A 20010-nucleotide genomic window follows, 5' to 3' on the forward strand; every position below is an offset into this window, starting at 1 on the left:
CACGGGCAGATCGGTCGGGAAACCGCAGACATTTGCCCCTGGGAGCTCCCGGGAGTTCGGTCTACCCTTTTCCAATGGTGGCAACGACAGACATCACGACCGCGGACGGAGTGGTTCGCGGCATCCGGGGCCGCCGCGTTTCACGCTGGCGGTCCATTCCTTTCGCGGCGGCCCCGGTCGGTGACCTCCGATTCCGTGCGCCGCAGCCGACGCAGCCCTGGAGCGGGGTGCGTGACGCCACCGACTTCGGTTATGCCGCAATGCAACACCGCGACGGCGCGCGCATCGGCCCCCGGCAACAGCAGCCCACCGGCGAAGACTGTCTGACACTGAACGTCACCGCCCCCAACGAGCCCTCGATCACGCCGCGCCCGGTGATGGTGTTCATTCACGGCGGCGGCTACATGATCGGCACCTCGGCGCTGCGGCTGTATTCCGGCGGCCGGCTCTCGGTGCGCGGCGATGTGATCGTGGTGTCGATCAACTACCGGCTGGGCGCGTTCGGTTACGTCGATTTCGGCGAATTCTCCACGCCCGAAAGCCCATTCGACTCCAATCTGGGGCTGCGCGATCAGGTCGCGGCGTTGGAGTGGGTGCAGCGCAATATCGGCGCGTTCGGCGGCGATCCGAACAATGTCACCATCTTCGGTGAGTCCGCCGGTGCGCACGCGGTGCTCTCGCTGATGTGCACGCCCGCCGCGGCCGGACTGTTCCATCGCGGCATCGCCCAGAGCGCCCCCGCGGACTGGGCTCCCACACAGGTCGAGGCCCGCCTGTTCGCCCGCCGGTGCCTCGACGAACTCGGGGTCTCCCCGGAGAACGCGGCATCGGCCCTGCGCACGTTGGGCGCGAACGATATTCGCCGCGGGGTGGACCGTGCCGTGTCCACGGTGATGCACGAGCAGCCCGGCCTGTTCCCGATCGCCCCGGTGGTGGACGGCGACTATCTACCGACCTCGCTGATCACCGCGTTCACCGAGGGCACCGCGCACCGGGTGCCGCTCATCATCGGCACCAATCGCGACGAAGCCACCTTGTTCGTCCGCTTCGACGACACCCTGCCCACCACCCCCGACCGCATGCGCTGGCTGCTGCGGCACGTGGACCAGGCCCTGAGTGAGGGCGGCGACAGCCCCGGCTTCAGCAAGCTCGGCCAGATCATGCCCACCTCACCCGAGCGGCTGCACGACACGCTCGCCGACTCCGCCATCGAATCCCGGGTCACCTCGGCCTATCCCGGCTTCCCGGGCAAGAAGGCGACGGTGCGCATGGGTGGTGACTTCACCTTCTGGCGGCCCTCGGTCCGGGTCATGGAGGCGCACAGCCGCTTCGCGCCCACCTACGCCTACCGCTACGACTTCGCGCCGCGCGCAATCCAATTGGCGGGCTTCGGGGCCACCCACGCGCTGGATCTGGTGCCGGTGTTCGGTGCGGTCGATTCGGTGGTCGGCCGGGCCATGACCGCGGCAGGCGGGTATCGCGCCTTCCGCTCGGTCTCGCATCAGTTCCAGGACAACTGGCTGTCGTTCGCCCGCACCGGCAGTCCGCTGCCCAATTGGCCCGCCTATACCGAGGACCGGCGCGCCACCATGATCATCGATGCTCCCGGCCGCGTGGAGGACGATCCGGAACGCACCAAACGCCTTGCCTGGCAAGGGGTCCGCATTCCCGCGCTGACCTGAGCTACTTGAGCAGTCGGGACATGCGGCGATCGGCGAGGATCTTGCCGCCGGTCTGACAGGTCGCGCAGTACTGGAAGGACTTGTCGGCGTAGGAGACCTCGCGCACGGTGTCGCCGCACACCGGGCAGGGCAGGCCGGTGCGGGCGTGCACCTGGAAGCCGGAACGCTTCTCGCCCTTGAGGCGGGCGGCGTCCTGGCCCACCGAACGCTGCACGGCATCCGAGAGGGTGGCACGCATGGCCGAGTAGAGGCGGGCCAGCTGCACCGCGTCCAGGGTCCCGGAGTTCGCGAACGGGGAAAGCTTTGCGGTGTGCAGGATTTCGTCGGAATAGGCATTGCCGATCCCGGCCAGCAGGGTCTGATCGGTGAGGGCGTTCTTGAGCCGCTGCGAGGTGCTCTGCAGGATCTCCCCGAATTCGGGTTCGCTCACCGCGAGCGCGTCCGGGCCCAGCCTGGCAATGCTCGGAATGGACAGCGGGTCGGCGGTGACCCACACCGCCAGCCGCTTCTTGGTGCCCGCCTCGGTGAGATCGAAGGCGGGCGTGGCCCCTTCGGGCGTGAAGAAGTGCACCCGCAGCGCCAGCGGCCCCTTACCCGGCTTCGGCGGCGCGGCCCCCGGCTCATCGATCCACCGCAGCCATCCGCCCCGCGACAGGTGCGTGATCAACCACAGCCCGTCGCAATCCATCCCGAGATGCTTGCCCCAGTGCCCCACCCCGGTGACGTCGCGCCCCTGCAGTGCGGTCGCCGGCGGATCGAAGGTTTTCAGCACGCTCAGTGCCGCCACATCGACCCGCCCCACGACCGCACCCACCGCATGCTCGGCCAGGAACTGCTCGAGCGCCACGATTTCCGGAAGTTCGGGCACAACCCGCAGCCTACCGACCAGGACCGACACTGTCCTTCCACGAACCGTGGCGAGTCAGTGGACAGCTTCCACACGGGATTTGGTGTACGCCTCGCGGAACACCGTCGCGCCCTGCGGGCGGCGGCCCGGGTGGCGGCGGGTTTCAGCGGGGTAGCCGAGCGAGACGAGCAGGGCGATGGCCAGGTCGTCGCGGTCTTCGATGCCGATCACCTTCTTGACCTTGTCCTCGTCCCAGCCGTTCATCGGGGAGGTGGCCAGGCCGAGTTCGGTGGCCGCGAGCATGAGGTAGGTCGCGGCGATCATGGCGTCCTTGACCGCGTACTCGCGCAGCAGGTCTCGCTCGGCGAGGCCCTGCTGGAATTCGGTGGAGGCGGCGGCGAAGCCCGCGATGAACTCGTCGTTCCAGGCGTGATTGCGGCGGGCCAGGTCGAAGATGTCGGCGCGATCGGCACGCCAGGCGTGCGGTTCGGCGACGAAGACCAGCAGGACCGGGGCCTCTTGCGGTTGCGGCTGGCCGCCGGTGGCCCAGGTCAGGCCCTCGCGCCCGGCCGGATCGGTGACCATGACCACCGATCGGTCCTGGAGGTTCCAGCTCGAGGGGGCCTCCATGGCCAACTCGAGCAGGGTGTCGAGGATCGGCGCGGGGACCGGGTCGGGGCGGTAGTGGCGGACGGTGCGGCGGGTGCGGATCGCGTCGGCGACGCTCAGGTTCGTCATGCCACTAACTATTGGAGAGTGGCACTCTTTTCGGAAGACAGCACTAAATAGTGCGCTACTCTCCCAAAGGTGACCATCGTCGAATCCTCGGGTCTGCCCGCGGATGTCTACTCCGCCAAATGCCCCACCCGTCAGGTCATCGGCCATATCGCGAGCAAATGGACTGTGCTGGTGATCGATTCGCTCCTGCAGGACGGCGTCCTGCGCTACACCGATCTGGCCCGCCGCATCGAGGGCGTCTCGCAGAAAATGCTCACCCAGACCCTGCGCGGCTTGGAAGCCGACGGATTCCTCACCCGCACGGTGCATCCCACGATCCCGCCGCGCGTGGAGTACGAGCTCACCCCGCTCGGCCGCAGCCTCGCCGAACCCATTGCCGCCCTGCGGGTATGGGCCGAGGACCACATCAATGACATCGAACGCGCGAGAGCCGCCCACGGATAGACCGTGAGCGGCTCCGCGGCCACCGGTTTCAGCTGCCCGGGAAACCCGGTGGCAGCGGCGTGAATTGGGCGTTGAACTTCGGACCCGGCGGCAGGCCGCGCAGCACTGCGCTGATCCAAGCCACGGCCGGAATCCACCCGGTGACGGCATTGGTGACGTGCTCGGGCACCGGCACGGTGTAGAAGCGCAGGTCCGCGCCGCGGTCCCAGTAGGAGTTCACGGTGGGCAGCACCACCTCCGGCGGGATCAGCTCGTCCCACATGCCGTGCCACCACAGGATCGGGCTGTCCGGGATGTAGTGGCCGAGGCTGTTGTCCTGCAGCACCTTCACGATCTCCGGCGAGTTCTCCAGCGACTTCCCGGGCTGGTAGTACGCACTGATCGGCCGATACGCGCCCTGCGCGGCGATGGTGGCGTAGCACCGGCTCCCGAAGTCCTTGAGCAGGCCCTGGCCTTCCTCGGTGAGCAGCTCCTCCGGTTTGAAGGCGTCCGGGTATTCGCGTGCGAGACTGGCGAATCCGAGCCACATGGTGAAGTTGCTGATGCCGGTCAGGCCCGGTTCGGCCTTGGTGGCGTATTCGGCCTCGCCGAGCAGGCTGGCGGGCGCGCCGCCGAAGCTGGTGCCCAGCAACCGCACATCCGGCGCGTAGGACTGGCGCAGTTCCGCGGCCCGGATCGAGCCGGAGCCGCCGCCGGAGTAGCCGTAGAGCGCGAACCCGGAGTCGGTGAACCCGAGTGCCGGGTCGTTCTTCACCGCGCGCAGGCTGTCGAGCACCATCTTGCCTTCGGCATAGGTGTTGAAGGTGTTGAACTTGCCGTCGAAGTCGGGGACGTTGATGGCGAAACCCTGTGCCAGCCAGTACATCACCAGCGTGGATTCCTTCATGGTCCCGACCTGCAGCGTGTGCGAGGGATTGCACGCGGAGTCGGTGGAGTCGATGGCCTCCTGGAAGGAGACCACCGGCCGCGGGCTGCCCGACCACGGGATGCCCGGCACGATCACGGTGGTCGCGGTGACGATCGGGTTGTCGTGGACATCATTGGACCGGTACAGCAACTGCTTGGTGTACACCGGCACCGGCAGTCCGACCAGTCGGGTCTGCACCTCGCGGCTGCGCACGATCTGGCCGGGCGCGTAGTCGGCGATATCGGCCGGATCGTCGTACCAGGGATCCTGATCCGGGCTGGGGATCGGCAGCAGGTCGTAGATCTGCGGTTCGGTGGGCAGTTGCGGCAACTGATTCTGATCGGGCGGGAAGCTCGGCGGGAATTCCGGATCGGCCGCCGCCACGCCCACGGCCGCCGCCGCGAGGCAGGCCGACATCACCACCACCGTGAGCCGCCGTAGCGGGGATCTCTTCACTTGCCCTCCCAGAGCTTCGTTGCCGAGGATGCGCCGGCCCACACTCGCAATCCGGCATGACTCAGCTCACAGGAAGCAAAAACCCAGCGCAATTGGCGTTTGCCCGAGCCGGAAGCACCCCGTTTGTGGATATGCACGACTGTCTCGGACACCAGGGCCGGAAGGGCCTATACGCCACGCCGCAGGAGGTAGATGTCCATGATCCAGCCCTTGGCCGCACGCAGGTCGGCGCGGCGGCGGATGATGCGGTCCTCGACCTCGCGCAGGGGACCTTCGATCACGACTTCGTCGGGCATCCCGAGGTAAGCACCCCACCAGATGTGGAGGTCGTCGCCGGGGACCTGGGTGAACGAGCAGTCGGCGTCGAGCATCACCAGGGTGGACTCGCCGGCCGCCGGACCCTCCTCGCGGAGTTTGCGCCCGGTGGTGATGTGCAGCGGCTCGCCGATCTCGTGCAGCACCATGCGGTGCGCGGCGGCGAGGGCCTGCACGCTGGTGATGCCGGGAATCACGGTGTAGTCGAAGTGGATTCGCCCGCGGTCGAGGACGCGCTCGACGATGCGCAACGTGCTGTCGTAGAGCGAGGGGTCGCCCCAGACGAGAATGCCGCCCACGCCGTCGGTTTCGGCGAAGGCCCGTTCCAGAAGTTCGGCGCGCGCCTCGTGCCAGTCGGTGACCGCGCCCTGATAGGCGGCGTCGGCGCGACTGCCGGGCACGGTCCGGTCGCGCGGTGGGTCGGTGATCTCTACGATCGTGTGCGGCTGGTCCGCGTGTTCGGCGAGGATGGTGGCGCGCACGTCCACCAGTTCCTGTTTGCCGGTCCCCTTGCCGATGACAAAAAACACGTTTACCTGGCGTATCGCCTTGATGGCCTGCACGGTCACGTGGTCCGGGTCCCCCGCCCCGATTCCGATCACAAACAGTCTCTGCACGGTGCGTAAGCTTGCCAGGCGTGGAGAGCGACCGAGATACCCAGTACGAGGATCTGCTCCGACTGGTGCTGGAGTCCGGCACCCCCAAGGCGGATCGGACCGGGACCGGCACGCGCAGCATCTTCGGACATCAGCTGCGTTATGACCTGTCGCAGGGCTTTCCGCTGATCACCACCAAGAAGGTGCATCTCAAGTCGATCGTCTACGAGTTGCTGTGGTTCCTGCGCGGCGACTCGAACGTGAAGTGGTTGCAGGACCACGGCGTCAGCATCTGGGACGAATGGGCCGACGCGAACGGCGAACTGGGCCCGGTCTACGGCGTGCAGTGGCGCTCGTGGCCGACCCCGGACGGCATGCACATCGATCAGATCTCGCAGGTGCTGCAGACGCTGCGCACCGATCCGGATTCGCGCCGCATGATCGTGTCGGCGTGGAATGTGGCCGACCTGGACCGGATGGCGCTGGCCCCCTGCCACGCCTTCTTCCAGTTCTATGTGGCCGACGGCAAGCTGTCGTGCCAGCTGTATCAGCGCAGCGCGGACCTGTTCCTGGGCGTGCCGTTCAATATCGCCAGCTACGCGCTGCTGACGATGATGGTCGCGCAGCAGACCGAGCTGCTGCCCGGCGAATTCATCTGGACCGGCGGCGATGTGCACATCTACGACAATCACCTGGAGCAGGTGCGCGAGCAGCTGACCCGCGAGCCCTACCCGTTCCCGAAGCTGCACCTGCGGCCCACCACCTCCCTGTTCGACTACGCGTACGAGGATGTGGAAATCCAGCAGTACCAGCATCATCCGGCGATCAAGGCGCCCGTCGCCGTATGAGCCGGACGATCGGGCTGATCTGGGCGCAGACGCCGAAGGGAATCATCGGGCGGGACAACACGATTCCGTGGCGCGTGCCCGAGGACATGACGCACTTCAAGGACGTCACCTGGGGACACCCGGTGGTGATGGGCCGCAAGACCTGGGATTCGCTGCCGCCGCGGTTCCGGCCGCTGGAGGGCCGCCGCAATATCGTCGTGACCCGGCAGGCCGAGTGGTCGGCCGAGGGCGCGGAGCGGGCGGGTTCGCTGCGCGAGGCCCTGGAGCTGACCGGCGACAAGTCGGTGTGGATCGCGGGCGGCGGTGAGATCTACCGGACCGCAATGCCTTTCGCCACCGAGTTGATGGTCACCGAGATCGACGCGGACGTCGAGGGCGACACGCTGGCCCCGCCGATCGATCCGCGCTGGCACGCCGAGCAGGCCGATTGGCGCGAGTCGAAGACCGGTCTGCGGTACCGCTTCCGTCGTTATACGCGGTAACGCCGATAACGCGGATATCCCGCGTACGGCAATTCCTGCGAACACCGCCTCGAAACAGCCGATCCGAATGGGCTCGTCCGGCATACTCAGCGATACTCCGGCGAAAGGCAGTCCATGGACAAGAAATCGCTGACCGCGGTCGCTCGCCAGCAACTCAAGCTGGCCGCCACGGCTTCGAGCGGGCGCAGTTCGCTGACCATCTGCGGCGGCCACACCCACACCCTGCGCCAGACGGTCATCGCGCTGACGGCCGGTCAGACCCTGGCCGAGCACGAGAATCCGGGTGAGGCCACGCTGATCGTGCTGAGCGGGGTGCTGGTGTTGATCAGTGGCACGAACGAGTGGAAGGGCTCGGCGGGTGACCTGATTGTGATCCCCAATGCCCGCCACAGTGTGAAAGCCATCGATGACGTGGCCTTCCTGCTGACCGTGGCCAAGTAGCACCGGCAGACACGGGGCAACCGGGCGGGCGGGCTGTCGGAGTCAGGGCATATGGTGGAGCCCATGGGTGAGCCACAGCCGATCCTCGACCCGCTCACACCCGCCGCCATCTTCCTCGTCGCCACCATCGACGAGGGTGGCGAAGCGGTGACGCGGGATCTCCTCGCAGACCTTCCCGGATTACGACGTTCCGTGGGCTTCCGGGTGCCCGGCTCCGGCCTGGCCTGCCTCACCAGCATCGGATCCGATGCCTGGGACCGCCTCTTCTCCGGCCCGAAACCCGCAGCACTGCACGAGTTTCCGGGCTTCGCCGGGGCCAAGCATCAGGCCCCCGCCACGCCCGGCGATCTGTTGTTCCACATCAAGGCCGAGGCTCAGGACGCCTGTTTCGAACTGGCGATGAAGATCGCCGAGCGGCTCTCGGGCGCGGCCACCATCGTGGATCAGACGGTGGGCTTCCGCTATTTCGAGCAGCGCGATCTGCTCGGATTCGTCGACGGCACCGAGAATCCCGAGGGTCCGCTGGCCGCCACCGCCGCGCTGGTCGGCGACGAGGATCCCGAATTCACCGGTGGCAGTTACGTCACCGTGCAGAAGTACCTGCACGATCTGGACTCGTGGAAGGCCCTGTCCACCACCGAGCAGGAAATGGTCATCGGGCGAACCAAACTCGACGACTTCGAGCTCTCCGAGGACGAGCAACCCGCGAATTCCCATGTGGCCGTCAATGATCAGGCCGTGAGCGGCAATATCGTGCGCGCCAACATGCCGTTCGGCTCGGTCCAGGACGGCGAATTCGGCACGTACTACATCGCTTACGCCGACGACCCGGCCGTCACCGAGACCATGCTGACTCGAATGTTCCTGGGCAGCACCGAGGCCGCGTACGACCGCATCCTGGATTTCTCCACCGCGGTCACCGGCACCTCCTTCTTCACCCCGCCCGCGGGGTTCTTCGACGCGCTGCCGGACGCACCGGCTCCGGCGGCCGTCGCGGTCCGGGAATCCCTGGGCACCAATGGCGTTGTGTCCGGGGACGGATCCCTAGGCATCGGCACGCTACGGAATCGTTGAGACGAACGGAGCTGACACGCATGAACAACCTGCACCGCGAACTGGCACCCCTGACCTCCGAGGCCTGGTCGGCGATCGAGGAGGAGGCGACGCGAACCTTCAAGCGGCACATCGCCGGTCGTCGCGTGGTCGACCTGTCGGGTCCGCACGGGGTCGACTATTCGGCCGTGGGGCTGGGGCGCACCGCCACCATCGACTCCCCCGGTGACGGCGTGCAGGCGCGCCGGCGGGTGGTCGCGCCGCTGGTGGAGTTGCGGGTGCCGTTCACGCTGTCGCGCGAGGAGCTCGACAATATCGAGCGTGGTTCGCACGACGCCGATCTGGATCCGGTGAAGGCGGCCGCCAAAAAGATCGCGTTCGCCGAGGACCGGGCGATCTTCGAGGGCTATCCGGCGGCCGGGATCACCGGCATCCGCCGTACCACTTCCTGCGAGCCGGTGAAGCTGCCCGGCGATCCGCGCCTGGCCCCGGAGTCGGTGGCGCAGGCGTTGAGCAAGCTGCGGCTGGCCGGTGTGGACGGCCCGTATTCGGTGCTGCTGTCGGCGGATCTGTACACGGCGGTAAGCGAGACTTCCGATCACGGCCACCCGATCCGCACCCATTTGGAGCGGATGATCGACGGCGAGATCATCTGGGCTCCCGCCATCGACGGCGCGTTCGTCTTGTCCACGCGCGGCGGAGATTTCGATCTGCAGCTGGGACAGGACCTGTCCATCGGCTACCTGTCGCACGACGCCGAGACCGTGCAGCTGTACTTCCAGGAGTCGTTGACCTTCCTGGTGTACACGGCCGAAGCCGCCGTCGCGCTCGAGGCGTGACTAGTTGATCCGGAAGCGGTTTCGATACTCCGTCGGCGTGGTGTCCAGGCTGCGCCGGAACGCCCGCGTGAGCGTGTCGGTGGTATTGAAACCGCACAGGGTCGCCACCCGTTCCAGGGTGTTGTCGGTCGTCTCGAGCTGATTGCGCGCGAATTCGACTCGGGCGGACTCGATATAGGCGGCCGGGGTGGTGCCGAGATCGGTCTTGAAGATGCGGGTCAGCTGCCGTTCGCTGACGTGGGCCTGCTCGGCCAGATCCGCCACGGTGAGCTGACCGGCGATATTGCGGGTGATGTAGTGCCGCAGATCGTCGATGCGCCGCGTGGTCGAGATCGGTTCCAGCGACACGCTGAATTGGCTCTGCCCACTGGGCCTTTTGAGGAACATGACCAGCTGACGCGCCACCCGTAGCGCGAGCGCGTCGCCGAAGTCGTCGGCCACCAAAGCCAGCGCGAGGTCCAGGCAGGCGGTGAGTCCCGCACCGGTCCAGACGTTTTCGTCGCGGATGAAGATGGGATCGGCGTCCACCTCGATCGCCGGATGCTCGGCCGCCAACTGCTGCGCGGTGGACCAGTGCGTGGTGGCTCGTCTGCCGTCCAGCAGTCCGGCGTCGGCGAGGATGTGCGCGCCCACGCATACCGAGGCGATCCGGCGGGTGTGAACGGCAAGCGTGCGCACCCACTCGACCACGGCCGGATCGCTCAGCGCCCGCACCCGGCCGTCGGCGTCCATCTCGACCGCGCCCGGCACCACGAGCGTGTCGATGGCGCGCTCGGCGATCTCGGCGAAGGTGACATCGGGCAGTACCCGCACACCCGCCGACGTGGTCACCGGCTCGAGGGTCTCGGCGGCGAGCGCCACGTGATATCCGGTCTCCCCGTTCATCTCTCGCTGTAGCAGCGCGAAGACCTCGGGCGGTCCGGTGACGTCGAGCAGGTCGACGCGATCGAACAGCACGATGACGACGAATCGTTCGAGGGTGGCCACGGTCCTCCGTCGGGTCGAGCAGGCGATGTCCGGATCTGCAGGTTACATGACATTTCCGACATGCCCGCCGACCCATAGCGTGGAAAACGTCCACCGCACAGGGCGGTTCGGACCCCTGCACTCCGGAGGAAAACCCATGTCAGCGCAGACCTTGCGGGAACTCAGCGGCCTCGACCAGACCCCCGCCACCCTGGCCGAGTCGACCCTGATCCTGGTCGACTACCAGAACACCTACACCCGCGGCGTCATGGAACTGACCAGCTGGCAGCCCGCCCTCGACGCGGCCGCCGACCTGCTGGACCGCGCCCGCCGGGCGGGCGCGAAGATCATCCACGTGATCAACGACGGCGGCGTCGGCACCCCGTACGACATCACCGCCGAGATCGGGCAGATCCACCCGAGCGTGGCTCCCCTCGACGGCGAACCCGTTGTGGTCAAGTCGGTTCCGAACGGATTCGTGAACACCGACCTCGCCGAGCGGGTAGAGGCGGCGGGCAACGACCACCTCGTCATCGCCGGTTTCATGACCCACATGTGCGTCACCTTCACCACCGAGGGCGCGTTCCTGCGCGGCAACCACGCCACCGTGGTCGCCGACGCCTGCGCGACCCGCCCGCTGAAGTCGGCGGCGGGCGAGGTCACCGCCGCGCAGCTGCACGACAGCGCCCTCGCCACCATCGCCGATCTCTACGGCGTGGTCGTCGGCGCGGCGGCCGAATTGGCGTAATCGCCATCCCAGAAGGTGATGCGCGGCCACTGGTGATCGTTCACCGTGGGTTCCTCTTCCGCACGATGACCACGCCAGCCCAGCACCTGATAGCGCAGATTCGGATCATCGGAGTTCACCACCAGCGGTGCCGGACTGCCGTCCTGCTCCTCCTCCCGGACATAGACCTGGACCTGGTGGCCGTTGGCCAACTGGAAGTGGAAGGTCCCCTCGATACCGTTCGAGCTCCAGAATCCATCGAGGGCTTCGGCGGTGCCGGTGCCGTTCGGTGCGATGCTGCCGCTGGCCGAATTCACGTAGCCGTGCGGAAAGTCGTGGGTCACCGTGGCGGCGCTGCCGGTCTTGTTGACGAAGGTGAAGTCGATCTCGGTGTAGTGGCCGTACGGATTACCGACGCCGCCGGAGGGATCGGTGGTGGCCGCGGTGGCGGTGCCGGTGACGGGCAGCGCCACCGCCGCGGCGCTCACGGCCAGTGCGGTGATCCGGATCGGGTTGCGGCTCATCGGTTCTCCTCCTGCGTATCGGTGTCGTCGGTACCGCGTGCCGGGCCGACGCCGATCACCCGGTGCGTGGTCGGGTCGACGGTGGCGGGATTCCAGGTGACGGGCTGGTCGTAGCCCGGGGCTTTGACGAAGAACTTCACCGGCGACATCTGCCACCCGCCGTTCACCTGTGTGAAGACGTAGCCGAGGTATTCGCCTCCGGCCTTGCGGACTTCGATATCGCCGTACTTCCCGTCGGGTACCGAGTATTTCGCCGAGAGCGTCGAAGCCTGCTGGTAGGCAACGGAATCGGAGGAGACCCGGCTGTAGCCGAAGCTGAAGGAGGGACTGATCCCCGGTACCTTGACCCCGACCGATCCACCGAAGGTCCAGCCGGTCTGCTCGGTATGGGTCTTGGTCACGCTCGAGCTCACCGAATAGGTCAGATCCATCGGCCCCATGACCTGCGGGGTGCTGTAGCTGATGGGCGCCTTCTCCTGCAGCTTGCCGATGAAGAAGCTGTTCTGGCCACTGCGCTCGTACTCGCCGCCGGGTTCGCGCGGAATCCGCGGGATGGCGTCGCTCCATTTCGTGCCGGACCCGTAGCTGAACGGTGCCTGCTGATCGAGCAGGGTGCCGAGTTCGCTGTCCGGCAGCAGCTGTCGCACATCGTGGGAGCGCACGGTGTCCCAGTCGATATCCGCCGGGATCTGCTTGTCGATCACGGTGTCCGGTACCCGGTACGGCAGTGGCGGAGTCGAGGTATCGGTGATGTCCGGAGGTGCGGAGGTCGCCGCGTTCGCGGGTGCCAGGCCGGCGATGCCCGCCGCCAAACCCACGCTCACCAGCACGCCAATCGCACGATGTCGGACATTCACAGGGATACCTCCAAAACGCAAACGATCTGTTGGATTCGCTAGTAGGTAACTACACCGGGCAGCCAAACGCAAACATTCTGTTGGTTTTCTTAGAATGGACGAATGGGATGGGACACCGAAGGCCGCCGCAAGCTGCTGCTCGACGCCGCGACACTGCATTTCGCCGCGCACGGGATGGCCGGGGCGCGCATCGCGGCCATCGCCGATGACGCGGGCGTCAACCGCGAACGCATCTATCAGTACTTCGGCGACAAGCAGGCGCTGCGCACCGAGGTCCAGAAGCGCGCCATGACCGAATCACTCGCCCAGGCCGAGATCACCGGCACGGGTCCGGCGGCCCTGGCGGGATTCGCCGGGCAGCTCTTCGACATCTACGCCGCACGCCCCGAACTGGCCCGGCTGCTCGCGTGGGAGACCCTCGAGAACACCGATCCCTTCGCCGGTGCGGTCCGAATCCCGCTGTGGGACAGCAGGGTCGAATCCTTGCGGGCCGCCCTCCCCCACCTCGACGAGCTGCGCGCCCGCCATCTGCTGCTGACCGTCTTCACGCTCGTCACCAGCTGGTGGTCGCTCTACCACATGCAGGCGGTCATCCTCCCCGGGAACAACGACGATCCGGCCCGCCGGGCCATGCTGCTCGAGCAGGTCAAGGCCCTCGCGGCCGCACCGCGAACCAGTTGATCCGCAGGCGACCGAAAAGCGTTCGTCATCAAGGCAATCGGGGCATGGCGCGACTTGTGTGCAGGAAGCGGGCAGGCCGGCTCTCGTCGCCGATCAACGCGTAGACGGAGTGCCGGCCCCGCCCGGATGCCGCGGTGATCAGGAGGTCCGGCCGCAGCTGGACCAGTTCCACCCGGGTCGGGGGCGTAACGAGCGCGGCATCCGCCGTGCGCGGGCTGATATCCATCCACGCCCGCCCATCGGCGTCCACCTCGATGACGTGCTCGACCAACGCCGAGCGATAGGTCCCGCTCACCAGCGCGGCATGCACCGGTTCGGGCCGGGCGGGCGGCAGCAACGGTTCGGGCAACCGAATGCCCGTGTGCTCGATCAGCAGCTCGCCCACCAGGTCCCGGAAGAGCGCGCTCGCATTGCCGCCGTTGACCAACAGGGCGATCGCGACACCGGCGCTCGGTGCGATCCGCAGGTACGCGGTCTGACCGAAGGTACTGCCGTCGTGGCCGAACAATCCGCTGCCCGGCGCATCGAAAAGCTGCCAGCCCAAACCCCAATGGCTGCCGTAGCCGATATCCGGCAACTCGACGTGCGGCTCGGTCATGGCCCACACCGCGGCCTCGGGCAGCAGCCGGGTCCCGTCCGGCGTGATCCCGCCGGCCAGCTGCATCCCGGCATACCGCACCAGGTCCGCCGCCGACATCGCCAGCCGCGCCCCGGCCGGGCCGTTGGAGGCCGCGAGCGCCCAGACCGGCGTGGGTCGCGCGATCCCGTCGGGCCCGGCATCCAGATGCCCTACCGCGGCCCGGAACAGGATCGCCTCGTCGGCATCGGTGGCCACCCGGGTCAGTCCGAGCGGAGTCACCAGCCGCTCCCGTAACACCGCGTCGAAGGGCTTGCCGCGCAACACTTCCAGCACCCGCCCGAGCAGCACATAACCACTGTTGCAGTAGGAGAACAGTTCTCCCGGCCGATGTACCTGTTCGGCGTCGGCGAAGGCGGCGACGAACTTCGCCACGGCGTCGTCGCCGCGGCCGGTGTCGAGGAACAGATCGCCCTCGATTCCCGAGGTGTGGCCGAGCAACTGCCGAATGGTGATGGTCGCCGCGGCCTGTTCGTCCCGCACCCGGAACTCCGGAAGGTATTGCCGCAGTGGCGCATCCAGCTCGACGAGCCCCTCGTCGACGAGCTGCATGATGAGCGTCGCCGTCCACGTCTTGGTGACCGAGCCGATCTGGAACACCGAATCCGTGGTCGCCGTGACACCGGTCGCGGTGTTGAGCACCCCGGCCGCCGCGTCGGTGATCTCGCCGTCGGCCAGCACCGCCACCTGTGCGCCGGGCACCTCGTGCTTGTCGATCAACTCGGCGAGTCGCCGAGTGAGATCGCTGTCCGGCATGGTTCGCTCGTCCCACTTCATGGATGCACCCTAGGTCCGGCGCGCGGCCAGGAACAGGCTGTGATGTCGGCATCATTTCAGCAAATTCAGAGGTGAGTGTCACCAAAGGTAACAGCAATTGCTTTACCAACGGTTTACTAGTCACACCTGCACGAACCCGTCGATCCGGAGGTTCCCATGCTGAAGAACAAGAAGATCTGGGCGATTGCTTCACTGTTGCCCGTCGTGGTGCTGATGACAGGCTGTTCCAAGAACGATTCGAAGTCCGACGCGAGCCCGACGACCACCACGACCAGCGCGGCGGTCGACGGCAGCGACGATCCGGGCGAGCAGACCGGCGGCGTGCGGATCCCGCTGGGCGAGACCCGCGAGATCAACGTTCCGGCCGATGCCGTCCTCGACATCAAGGGCAACCCGGAGTGGGACCGTAGCGCGCTGAAGTGCACGGTGACCGATGCCTCCGGCAAACAGCTCGACCTGCTGCCGCCGCCCGCGGACGCCCAGCCCGAGCAGGCCGCGCACGGCGGCACCTGGGTGCCGTTCTCCACCATCGGGGCACCGGCGGGCGACAAGCTCACCGTCGGCTGCATCGATGTGGACGGCAAGATCGGCGATCACACCGCATTCGTCCGCGTGGTGCCGCGCGGCATCATGCCGATGCCGGGCTGACGCTCAGGGAATCAGCGCGAGTTTGCCCACGGTGGCACGGTTTTCGAGTTCGGCGAGCACCTTCGGGCCGTCCGTCAGGGGATGGACGGCCGGGCGGCCCGGAGGGATCACGCCGACGGCGAGCAGACCTGACAGCTCGCCCATCAGCTCGCCGAAGACCTCGGGCGCGGAGCGGATGAGCACACCGATATTGAGTCCGATCAACTGGATCTGATGCTTGAACACCAAGTCCCAGTTGGTGATCGGGACATCTCCGCTCGCAGTGCCGTAGACCACGACCCGGCCGGTCACCCGTCTCGCGACGGCCAGGCTGTCCTCGAACGTGCTGCCGCCCACCGACTCCAGCACCAGATCGACCCCCGCGCCCTCGGTCAGCCGGAAGACCTCGGCGCTCAGATCGGCACCGCGCGAGTCGAGTACGTGATCCGCCCCCAACGCACGGACCACATCGTGCTTGCCCGGCGAAGCGGCGGCGAGGACGGTCGCACCGTAATGCTTGGCCAGGCGCACCGCGGCCTGTCCCGTCGCTCCCGCTGCGGCATGGATGAGCACCGTATCCCCGGAGGCGATGCGCCCCAACGGTTTCAGGGCGGCCAGCGCGGTCGGCCAGTTGATGCCCAGCCCCAGCACCTGCTCGTCGGTCCAGCCCGGCGGAACGGGCATGACCGCCGCAGCCGGCAGCGCCGCGAACTCGGCGAACGCGCCGCCCGCCATATCGACACCGGCGACATGCATTCCGACGACCGGGAATTCGACGCCGTCCCCCACGGCCACCACTTCACCCGCGGCCTCGATGCCCGCCACGTAGGGCGGACGCGGCCCGTCGGGATAGCTGCCGTGCGCCTGCATGACGTCGGCGTAATTGACGCCCGCCGCCGTGACCCGGATCAGGATCTCCCCGGGTCCGGGCACCGGTACCGGGGCATCGGCGATCGGGCGTAGATCGGCGGGACCATCGAGGGATGTCTGGATCAGGGCATGCATGACGGAAGGGTTCACGGGTACCTCACCTATTTTCCGATCGAACGACAAGAAAATAGTGTCACCGCTGTTCGAACGGCGTCAAGGTATAGTCGATCGAACGCTAAAAAATTCACCGGAGGTGTACGGGTGGCCGCTCGTGGCAGACCACGCTCGTTCGATCGGGACGCCGCGCTGCGGGCCGCGCTGGACCTGTTCTGGGAGCACGGTTACGAGGGCACCTCGATCAGCGACCTCGCCGCCGCCATGGGCATCGCCTCCGCCAGCCTCTACGGCACCTTCACCAGCAAGGAAGCCCTCTTCCGCGAAACCATGGCCCTCTACGGCGCGACCTCCGGCGCCCCGCCCCGCCGCGCCCTGCAGGAGCACCCGACCACCCGGGCCGCGATCCACGCCATGCTGCGCGCGACCGCCGACGAGATCACCCGCCCGGACGCCCCGCACGGTTGCATGCTCATCCTGGCCGCCCCCACCGGTCCGATCGAAAACCATTCCATCCGTGAGTTTCTCGCCGACCGCCGACGTGACATGCAGGCCACCATCGCCGACCGCCTGCGTCGCGGCCATACCGACGGCGACCTCACCGCGACGCCCGAGCAGGTCGAGGCGATCGCCCGCTTCTACACAACGGTGGTGCAGGGCCTGTCGATCCAAGCCCGCGACGGCGCGACCCGCGACGATCTCGAAACGGTCGTCACCGGCGCCATGGCCGCCTGGGACACGCTGGTCATGGAGTGATGAGGCGTTCGCCGGGAAACCGGTTGGCGTACATGCCCCAATGCACCGCGGCGATGTCGTCCGGTTCCACGAGTGACGCATCCGCCGGGGCTCCCGGCGTGCCCGCGAGCCACGCGCCGAGGGCGACATGGCCGACGTAAATACCTTGGGCGGCAAGGGCTTCGTTGAGGTTGAGGGCCCAATTGCGCAGGGCCGCACCCGCTGCACCTGCGGCTCCGGCCCATGGAGTCGGCGAGACCGAACTGGCACCGGTGGTGTACAGCAGCGTGCCGGTGCCCGCCTGCATCATTGCGGGAAGTACCGCACGGGTCGCGGTGATCGCGCCATAGCAGGAGGCTTCGATCTGCGGCCGCAGGTTCTCCACGGACACATCCAGCACACCGGCCATCCCGCCGCCCCCGACCGGCACGTGCGGCGCGGAATAATGCAACACATCGATTCGGTCGAACCGTTCTACCGCGGCCCCCAGAGCGCTCGTCAACGCTGAGCGGTCCATGACATCGGCGGAAAAGCCGGCTGCTTCGACACCCTCGGCGGTCAGTTTCCCGACGAGTTCGCCGAGTCGTTCCTCGGAGCGGGCGATCAGGGCGACGTCGAAACCGTGCGCGCCGAATTTTTTGCCGATCGACAGGCCGAGGCGTGCCCCGGCTGCGACGAGAGCGATCACAGGCATCCCGATATCTCTTTCCGTAGTCGAATTCGTCCCTCAATTCACAAGTGGGACAACCTGATACCAGCACTTCGGGGCGTAAAACCGCCAAGAACGATCGCACCGCCATCGATAACCTGGAGGAATGGATCGTTTGGAGACAAGGGAATTGGCGTATTTCCTGGCGGTAGCCGACGAGTTGCACTTCGGCCGGGCCGCGACCCGCCTGGGCATCGCGCAGCCCGCCCTGTCGAAAACGATCCAGCGCCTGGAACGCCGTCTGGGCGTCAGCCTGTTCGAACGATCCAGTCGGGTGGTCACATTGACCGGGGCCGGCCGGGTGCTCGCCCGCGAGGCGCGTGCGGTACTGGACGCGGTGTCCGCCGCGACCGCGCGGACGGTCCGGGCGGGCACCCCGGACCCGCGCCTGATCCTGGTGCTGAAACCCGGTGGCGACGCGGGGCTGCTCCCGGACCTCCTCGCCGCCTACGAACGCGAACCGGACGTCTTGCCGATCGAGGTGGTATTCACCGGCGATCGCGTGCGCATGCTGCGCGAAGGACAGGCCGACGCCGCGCTGTTGTATTCGCCGCCTGACGACCTGCGCGGGCTGGACACCGAAACGCTGCTGACCGAGGAACCGGTCGCCGTCCTGCCCATGTCCCATCGGCTCGCACGCCGGACCGACCTGTGCCTGGCGGACCTCGAGGGCGAGAACCTGCACCGGCACCCCACGGACGCCGACAGCATGGGCAGTATCAGCGAACTGATGCACAGGATCGCCCTGCGCCGCACGGTCGCCGTGCTGCCGCGGTCGCTGACCACGCCGCTGCGCGACGACCTGGCCGTGGTTCCGGTGACCGACACCCCGCCGAGCGTTCTCCTGCTCGCGTGGCCCGCGTACCTGACCTCCGCATCGGTCGCGGCCCTCGCCCGAGCGGCCGAGCGCGTCGCGACCGCCGCCGACCGCTGACGCGGAGGACACCGGGAGGTACGGTGTGCCGCAGTCGGTTGCGGGAGGCGAAGGACATGGTGCGGGCAGGCGTGGTGCCGGGGCGGCGAGTGGCTGTGTACGCGGTCGCGGGGTTGGCCGTGGTGGGCATCGTCTGCGCGGCGACGGTCGGGGCGTTCGGGGTGAATCGGATTTTCACCGGGCTGTTCTTCGGGGCGGCGGGCGCTATCGCGCTGTTGTTCGTGCTGTTCGGTCGGGACGGGGTGGTGCTCACCGAGGACACGATCGTGCGGCGGACGCCCTGGGGGGCATCGACGGTCGAGTGGGATCGGGTGGTGGCCGGGCGGTTCGCGCTGGGGGAAAACGGGCGGTGGACCTTGGCGCTGGATCTCAACGGTGGGGTGGAGGCGCATCAGGAATTGGTGTTGCTGTCGATTCCGCCGGTCACCCGGACAGTCTCGAACGCCTACGATATGCGTAAGCGCGAGCAGGTCAACGAGATTCGAACCATGTTGCGGCACAAGCGGATTCCGGTCACCATTCTGCCGGATATCGCACAGGCGCTGCAGTCGCACTGGAAGATCGCTCCGCCCGCTCGCTGAGCCGCGGCACCTAGGGGATCACCCCGAGACGGGGACGACCACAGGACGATGCGCGCACTGCTCGGGGCCGCCAAAATCCTTGGAGTGGCTGGAGATCGCAGCGTCCTCTCGGGAACCTCACAGCCACGACGGATGGGACGCACAGCAGCGGGTGTGAGGGTGATGATCGTGGCGTTGAGCGTTGTGGCGGAGGACTACCGCCGGTACGGATGGACGATCGAGACGACGAGCGACGGCGTCGAATTGATCACCGACGAGCAGATCGCGGCCATCGAACTCACGGGATCCGTCGCAGCCGGAGTGCGCCGATACCTCCGAGCCAACAATCTGTCCGGCCCGGTCATCGAGACCATGGGGGCCAACCGGCGGGAAATCCATCTGGTCACCGGCGTGGCCAAGGCCGCGCGGGCCATCGAGGCGCTGCGGGCCGCGGGCGCGATCGTCCATACCGACGGTGCCCGGGTTCCGCTGCCGCACAACAGCAACGCGATCGCGTGGAGTATCGCGCCGAGCGAGGCGCGCTGGCTGCCGCCGGTGGTGGCCGTCGGCGCGGCCGTGCGCGCGGTCGCCGCCCGCGAGCGGGCACAGTTGCGCACCGTCGCCTGCTGATCCGGCCGGGCGGT

Annotated in this window: 24 protein-coding genes; 14 read left to right on the top strand and 10 right to left on the bottom strand. The window is 67.5% G+C overall.

The window, feature by feature from the left end:
- Positions 1 to 74: 74 nt before the first annotated feature.
- Positions 75 to 1682, top strand: a complete 1608-nt coding sequence (locus ACFXHA_RS23195; RefSeq protein ID WP_379360005.1) for a carboxylesterase/lipase family protein — start codon at positions 75 to 77, stop codon at positions 1680 to 1682.
- Position 1683: 1 nt separating this feature from the next.
- Here ACFXHA_RS23195 and ACFXHA_RS23200 read toward each other — a convergent pair whose 3' ends face one another.
- The gene (locus tag ACFXHA_RS23200; RefSeq protein WP_379360007.1) at positions 1684 to 2550 is read right to left on the bottom strand and encodes an Fpg/Nei family DNA glycosylase; all 867 of its coding nucleotides are present in this window, start codon (positions 2548 to 2550) and stop codon (positions 1684 to 1686) included.
- A gap of 54 nt (positions 2551 to 2604) precedes the next feature.
- Positions 2605 to 3267: a nitroreductase family protein gene (locus ACFXHA_RS23205; RefSeq protein ID WP_379360009.1), complete on the bottom strand. Its 663-nt coding sequence runs from the start codon at positions 3265 to 3267 to the stop codon at positions 2605 to 2607.
- Between the two features lie 69 nt (positions 3268 to 3336).
- Here ACFXHA_RS23205 and ACFXHA_RS23210 point away from each other — a divergent pair, with 69 nt between their 5' ends.
- Positions 3337 to 3711 (top strand): winged helix-turn-helix transcriptional regulator, encoded by a 375-nt coding sequence (locus ACFXHA_RS23210; protein WP_379360011.1) that lies wholly within the window; start codon positions 3337 to 3339, stop codon positions 3709 to 3711.
- Between the two features lie 28 nt (positions 3712 to 3739).
- On the opposite strand, the gene ACFXHA_RS23215 is transcribed toward ACFXHA_RS23210, so the two are convergent.
- The gene (locus tag ACFXHA_RS23215) at positions 3740 to 5035 is read right to left on the bottom strand and encodes a lipase family protein (RefSeq protein WP_379360685.1); all 1296 of its coding nucleotides are present in this window, start codon (positions 5033 to 5035) and stop codon (positions 3740 to 3742) included.
- 206 nt (positions 5036 to 5241) lie between these two features.
- Positions 5242 to 6006 (bottom strand): precorrin-6A synthase (deacetylating), encoded by a 765-nt coding sequence (gene cobF / locus ACFXHA_RS23220; RefSeq protein ID WP_379360013.1) that lies wholly within the window; start codon positions 6004 to 6006, stop codon positions 5242 to 5244.
- A 20-nt stretch (positions 6007 to 6026) separates the two neighbouring features.
- Between cobF and ACFXHA_RS23225 the strand changes: the two genes are divergently transcribed.
- From ACFXHA_RS23225 to ACFXHA_RS23245, 5 genes are all read left to right on the top strand, one after another.
- On the top strand, positions 6027 to 6833 hold the full coding sequence (locus ACFXHA_RS23225) for a thymidylate synthase (RefSeq protein WP_379360015.1): 807 nt from the start codon (positions 6027 to 6029) through the stop codon (positions 6831 to 6833).
- Positions 6830 to 7315, top strand: coding sequence for a dihydrofolate reductase (locus ACFXHA_RS23230; RefSeq protein ID WP_379360017.1), 486 nt, complete (start codon positions 6830 to 6832; stop codon positions 7313 to 7315). Before ACFXHA_RS23225 ends, ACFXHA_RS23230 begins: the two co-directional genes overlap by 4 nt.
- A 114-nt stretch (positions 7316 to 7429) precedes the next feature.
- Entirely contained in the window at positions 7430 to 7756 is a 327-nt protein-coding gene (locus tag ACFXHA_RS23235; protein WP_379360019.1) for a cupin domain-containing protein, read from the top strand.
- Between the two features lie 63 nt (positions 7757 to 7819).
- On the top strand, positions 7820 to 8830 hold the full coding sequence (locus ACFXHA_RS23240; RefSeq protein WP_379360021.1) for a Dyp-type peroxidase: 1011 nt from the start codon (positions 7820 to 7822) through the stop codon (positions 8828 to 8830).
- Between the two features lie 20 nt (positions 8831 to 8850).
- The gene (locus ACFXHA_RS23245) at positions 8851 to 9648 is read left to right on the top strand and encodes a family 1 encapsulin nanocompartment shell protein (protein WP_379360023.1); all 798 of its coding nucleotides are present in this window, start codon (positions 8851 to 8853) and stop codon (positions 9646 to 9648) included.
- Here ACFXHA_RS23245 and ACFXHA_RS23250 read toward each other — a convergent pair whose 3' ends face one another.
- Positions 9649 to 10635, bottom strand: coding sequence for a GlxA family transcriptional regulator (locus ACFXHA_RS23250; RefSeq protein WP_379360025.1), 987 nt, complete (start codon positions 10633 to 10635; stop codon positions 9649 to 9651).
- Positions 10636 to 10771: 136 nt separating this feature from the next.
- Between ACFXHA_RS23250 and ACFXHA_RS23255 the strand changes: the two genes are divergently transcribed.
- Positions 10772 to 11362, top strand: coding sequence for an isochorismatase family protein (locus tag ACFXHA_RS23255; protein WP_379360027.1), 591 nt, complete (start codon positions 10772 to 10774; stop codon positions 11360 to 11362).
- Here ACFXHA_RS23255 and ACFXHA_RS23260 read toward each other — a convergent pair.
- Positions 11323 to 11865 (bottom strand): hypothetical protein, encoded by a 543-nt coding sequence (locus ACFXHA_RS23260; RefSeq protein ID WP_379360029.1) that lies wholly within the window; start codon positions 11863 to 11865, stop codon positions 11323 to 11325. The two genes, ACFXHA_RS23255 and ACFXHA_RS23260, sit on opposite strands and share 40 nt — an antisense overlap.
- A complete protein-coding gene (locus ACFXHA_RS23265) occupies positions 11862 to 12689 on the bottom strand; it encodes a hypothetical protein (protein ID WP_379360031.1) in 828 nt (275 codons plus the stop codon). Before ACFXHA_RS23265 ends, ACFXHA_RS23260 begins: the two co-directional genes overlap by 4 nt.
- A gap of 135 nt (positions 12690 to 12824) precedes the next feature.
- Between ACFXHA_RS23265 and ACFXHA_RS23270 the strand changes: the two genes are divergently transcribed.
- The gene (locus ACFXHA_RS23270; protein WP_379360033.1) at positions 12825 to 13403 is read left to right on the top strand and encodes a TetR family transcriptional regulator; all 579 of its coding nucleotides are present in this window, start codon (positions 12825 to 12827) and stop codon (positions 13401 to 13403) included.
- A gap of 28 nt (positions 13404 to 13431) precedes the next feature.
- On the opposite strand, the gene ACFXHA_RS23275 is transcribed toward ACFXHA_RS23270, so the two are convergent.
- Positions 13432 to 14817 carry a serine hydrolase domain-containing protein gene (locus ACFXHA_RS23275; protein WP_379360035.1) on the bottom strand — a complete coding sequence of 462 codons (1386 nt, stop codon included), beginning with the start codon at positions 14815 to 14817 and terminating at the stop codon, positions 13432 to 13434.
- Between the two features lie 156 nt (positions 14818 to 14973).
- Here ACFXHA_RS23275 and ACFXHA_RS23280 point away from each other — a divergent pair, with 156 nt between their 5' ends.
- Positions 14974 to 15465: a hypothetical protein gene (locus tag ACFXHA_RS23280; protein WP_379360037.1), complete on the top strand. Its 492-nt coding sequence runs from the start codon at positions 14974 to 14976 to the stop codon at positions 15463 to 15465.
- 3 nt (positions 15466 to 15468) lie between these two features.
- Here the strand turns inward: ACFXHA_RS23280 and ACFXHA_RS23285 are convergent, their stop codons facing one another.
- A complete protein-coding gene (locus ACFXHA_RS23285; protein ID WP_379360038.1) occupies positions 15469 to 16464 on the bottom strand; it encodes a zinc-binding dehydrogenase in 996 nt (331 codons plus the stop codon).
- Between the two features lie 111 nt (positions 16465 to 16575).
- Between ACFXHA_RS23285 and ACFXHA_RS23290 the strand changes: the two genes are divergently transcribed.
- On the top strand, positions 16576 to 17184 hold the full coding sequence (locus ACFXHA_RS23290; RefSeq protein WP_379360040.1) for a TetR/AcrR family transcriptional regulator: 609 nt from the start codon (positions 16576 to 16578) through the stop codon (positions 17182 to 17184).
- Here the strand turns inward: ACFXHA_RS23290 and ACFXHA_RS23295 are convergent.
- On the bottom strand, positions 17174 to 17857 hold the full coding sequence (locus tag ACFXHA_RS23295) for an SDR family NAD(P)-dependent oxidoreductase (protein WP_379360042.1): 684 nt from the start codon (positions 17855 to 17857) through the stop codon (positions 17174 to 17176). The genes ACFXHA_RS23290 and ACFXHA_RS23295 overlap by 11 nt on opposite strands.
- Before the next feature lie 121 nt (positions 17858 to 17978).
- On the opposite strand from ACFXHA_RS23295, the gene ACFXHA_RS23300 reads away from it, so the two are divergent.
- From ACFXHA_RS23300 to ACFXHA_RS23310, 3 genes are all read left to right on the top strand, one after another.
- Positions 17979 to 18806 (top strand): LysR family transcriptional regulator, encoded by an 828-nt coding sequence (locus tag ACFXHA_RS23300; RefSeq protein ID WP_379360044.1) that lies wholly within the window; start codon positions 17979 to 17981, stop codon positions 18804 to 18806.
- A 23-nt stretch (positions 18807 to 18829) separates the two neighbouring features.
- Positions 18830 to 19387 (top strand): hypothetical protein, encoded by a 558-nt coding sequence (locus ACFXHA_RS23305; protein WP_379360046.1) that lies wholly within the window; start codon positions 18830 to 18832, stop codon positions 19385 to 19387.
- A gap of 162 nt (positions 19388 to 19549) precedes the next feature.
- Entirely contained in the window at positions 19550 to 19996 is a 447-nt protein-coding gene (locus ACFXHA_RS23310) for a hypothetical protein (RefSeq protein WP_379360687.1), read from the top strand.
- Positions 19997 to 20010 lie beyond the last annotated feature (14 nt).

The organism is Nocardia sp. NPDC059240, from assembly GCF_042753865.1.
Lineage (GTDB): Bacteria > Actinomycetota > Actinomycetes > Mycobacteriales > Mycobacteriaceae > Nocardia.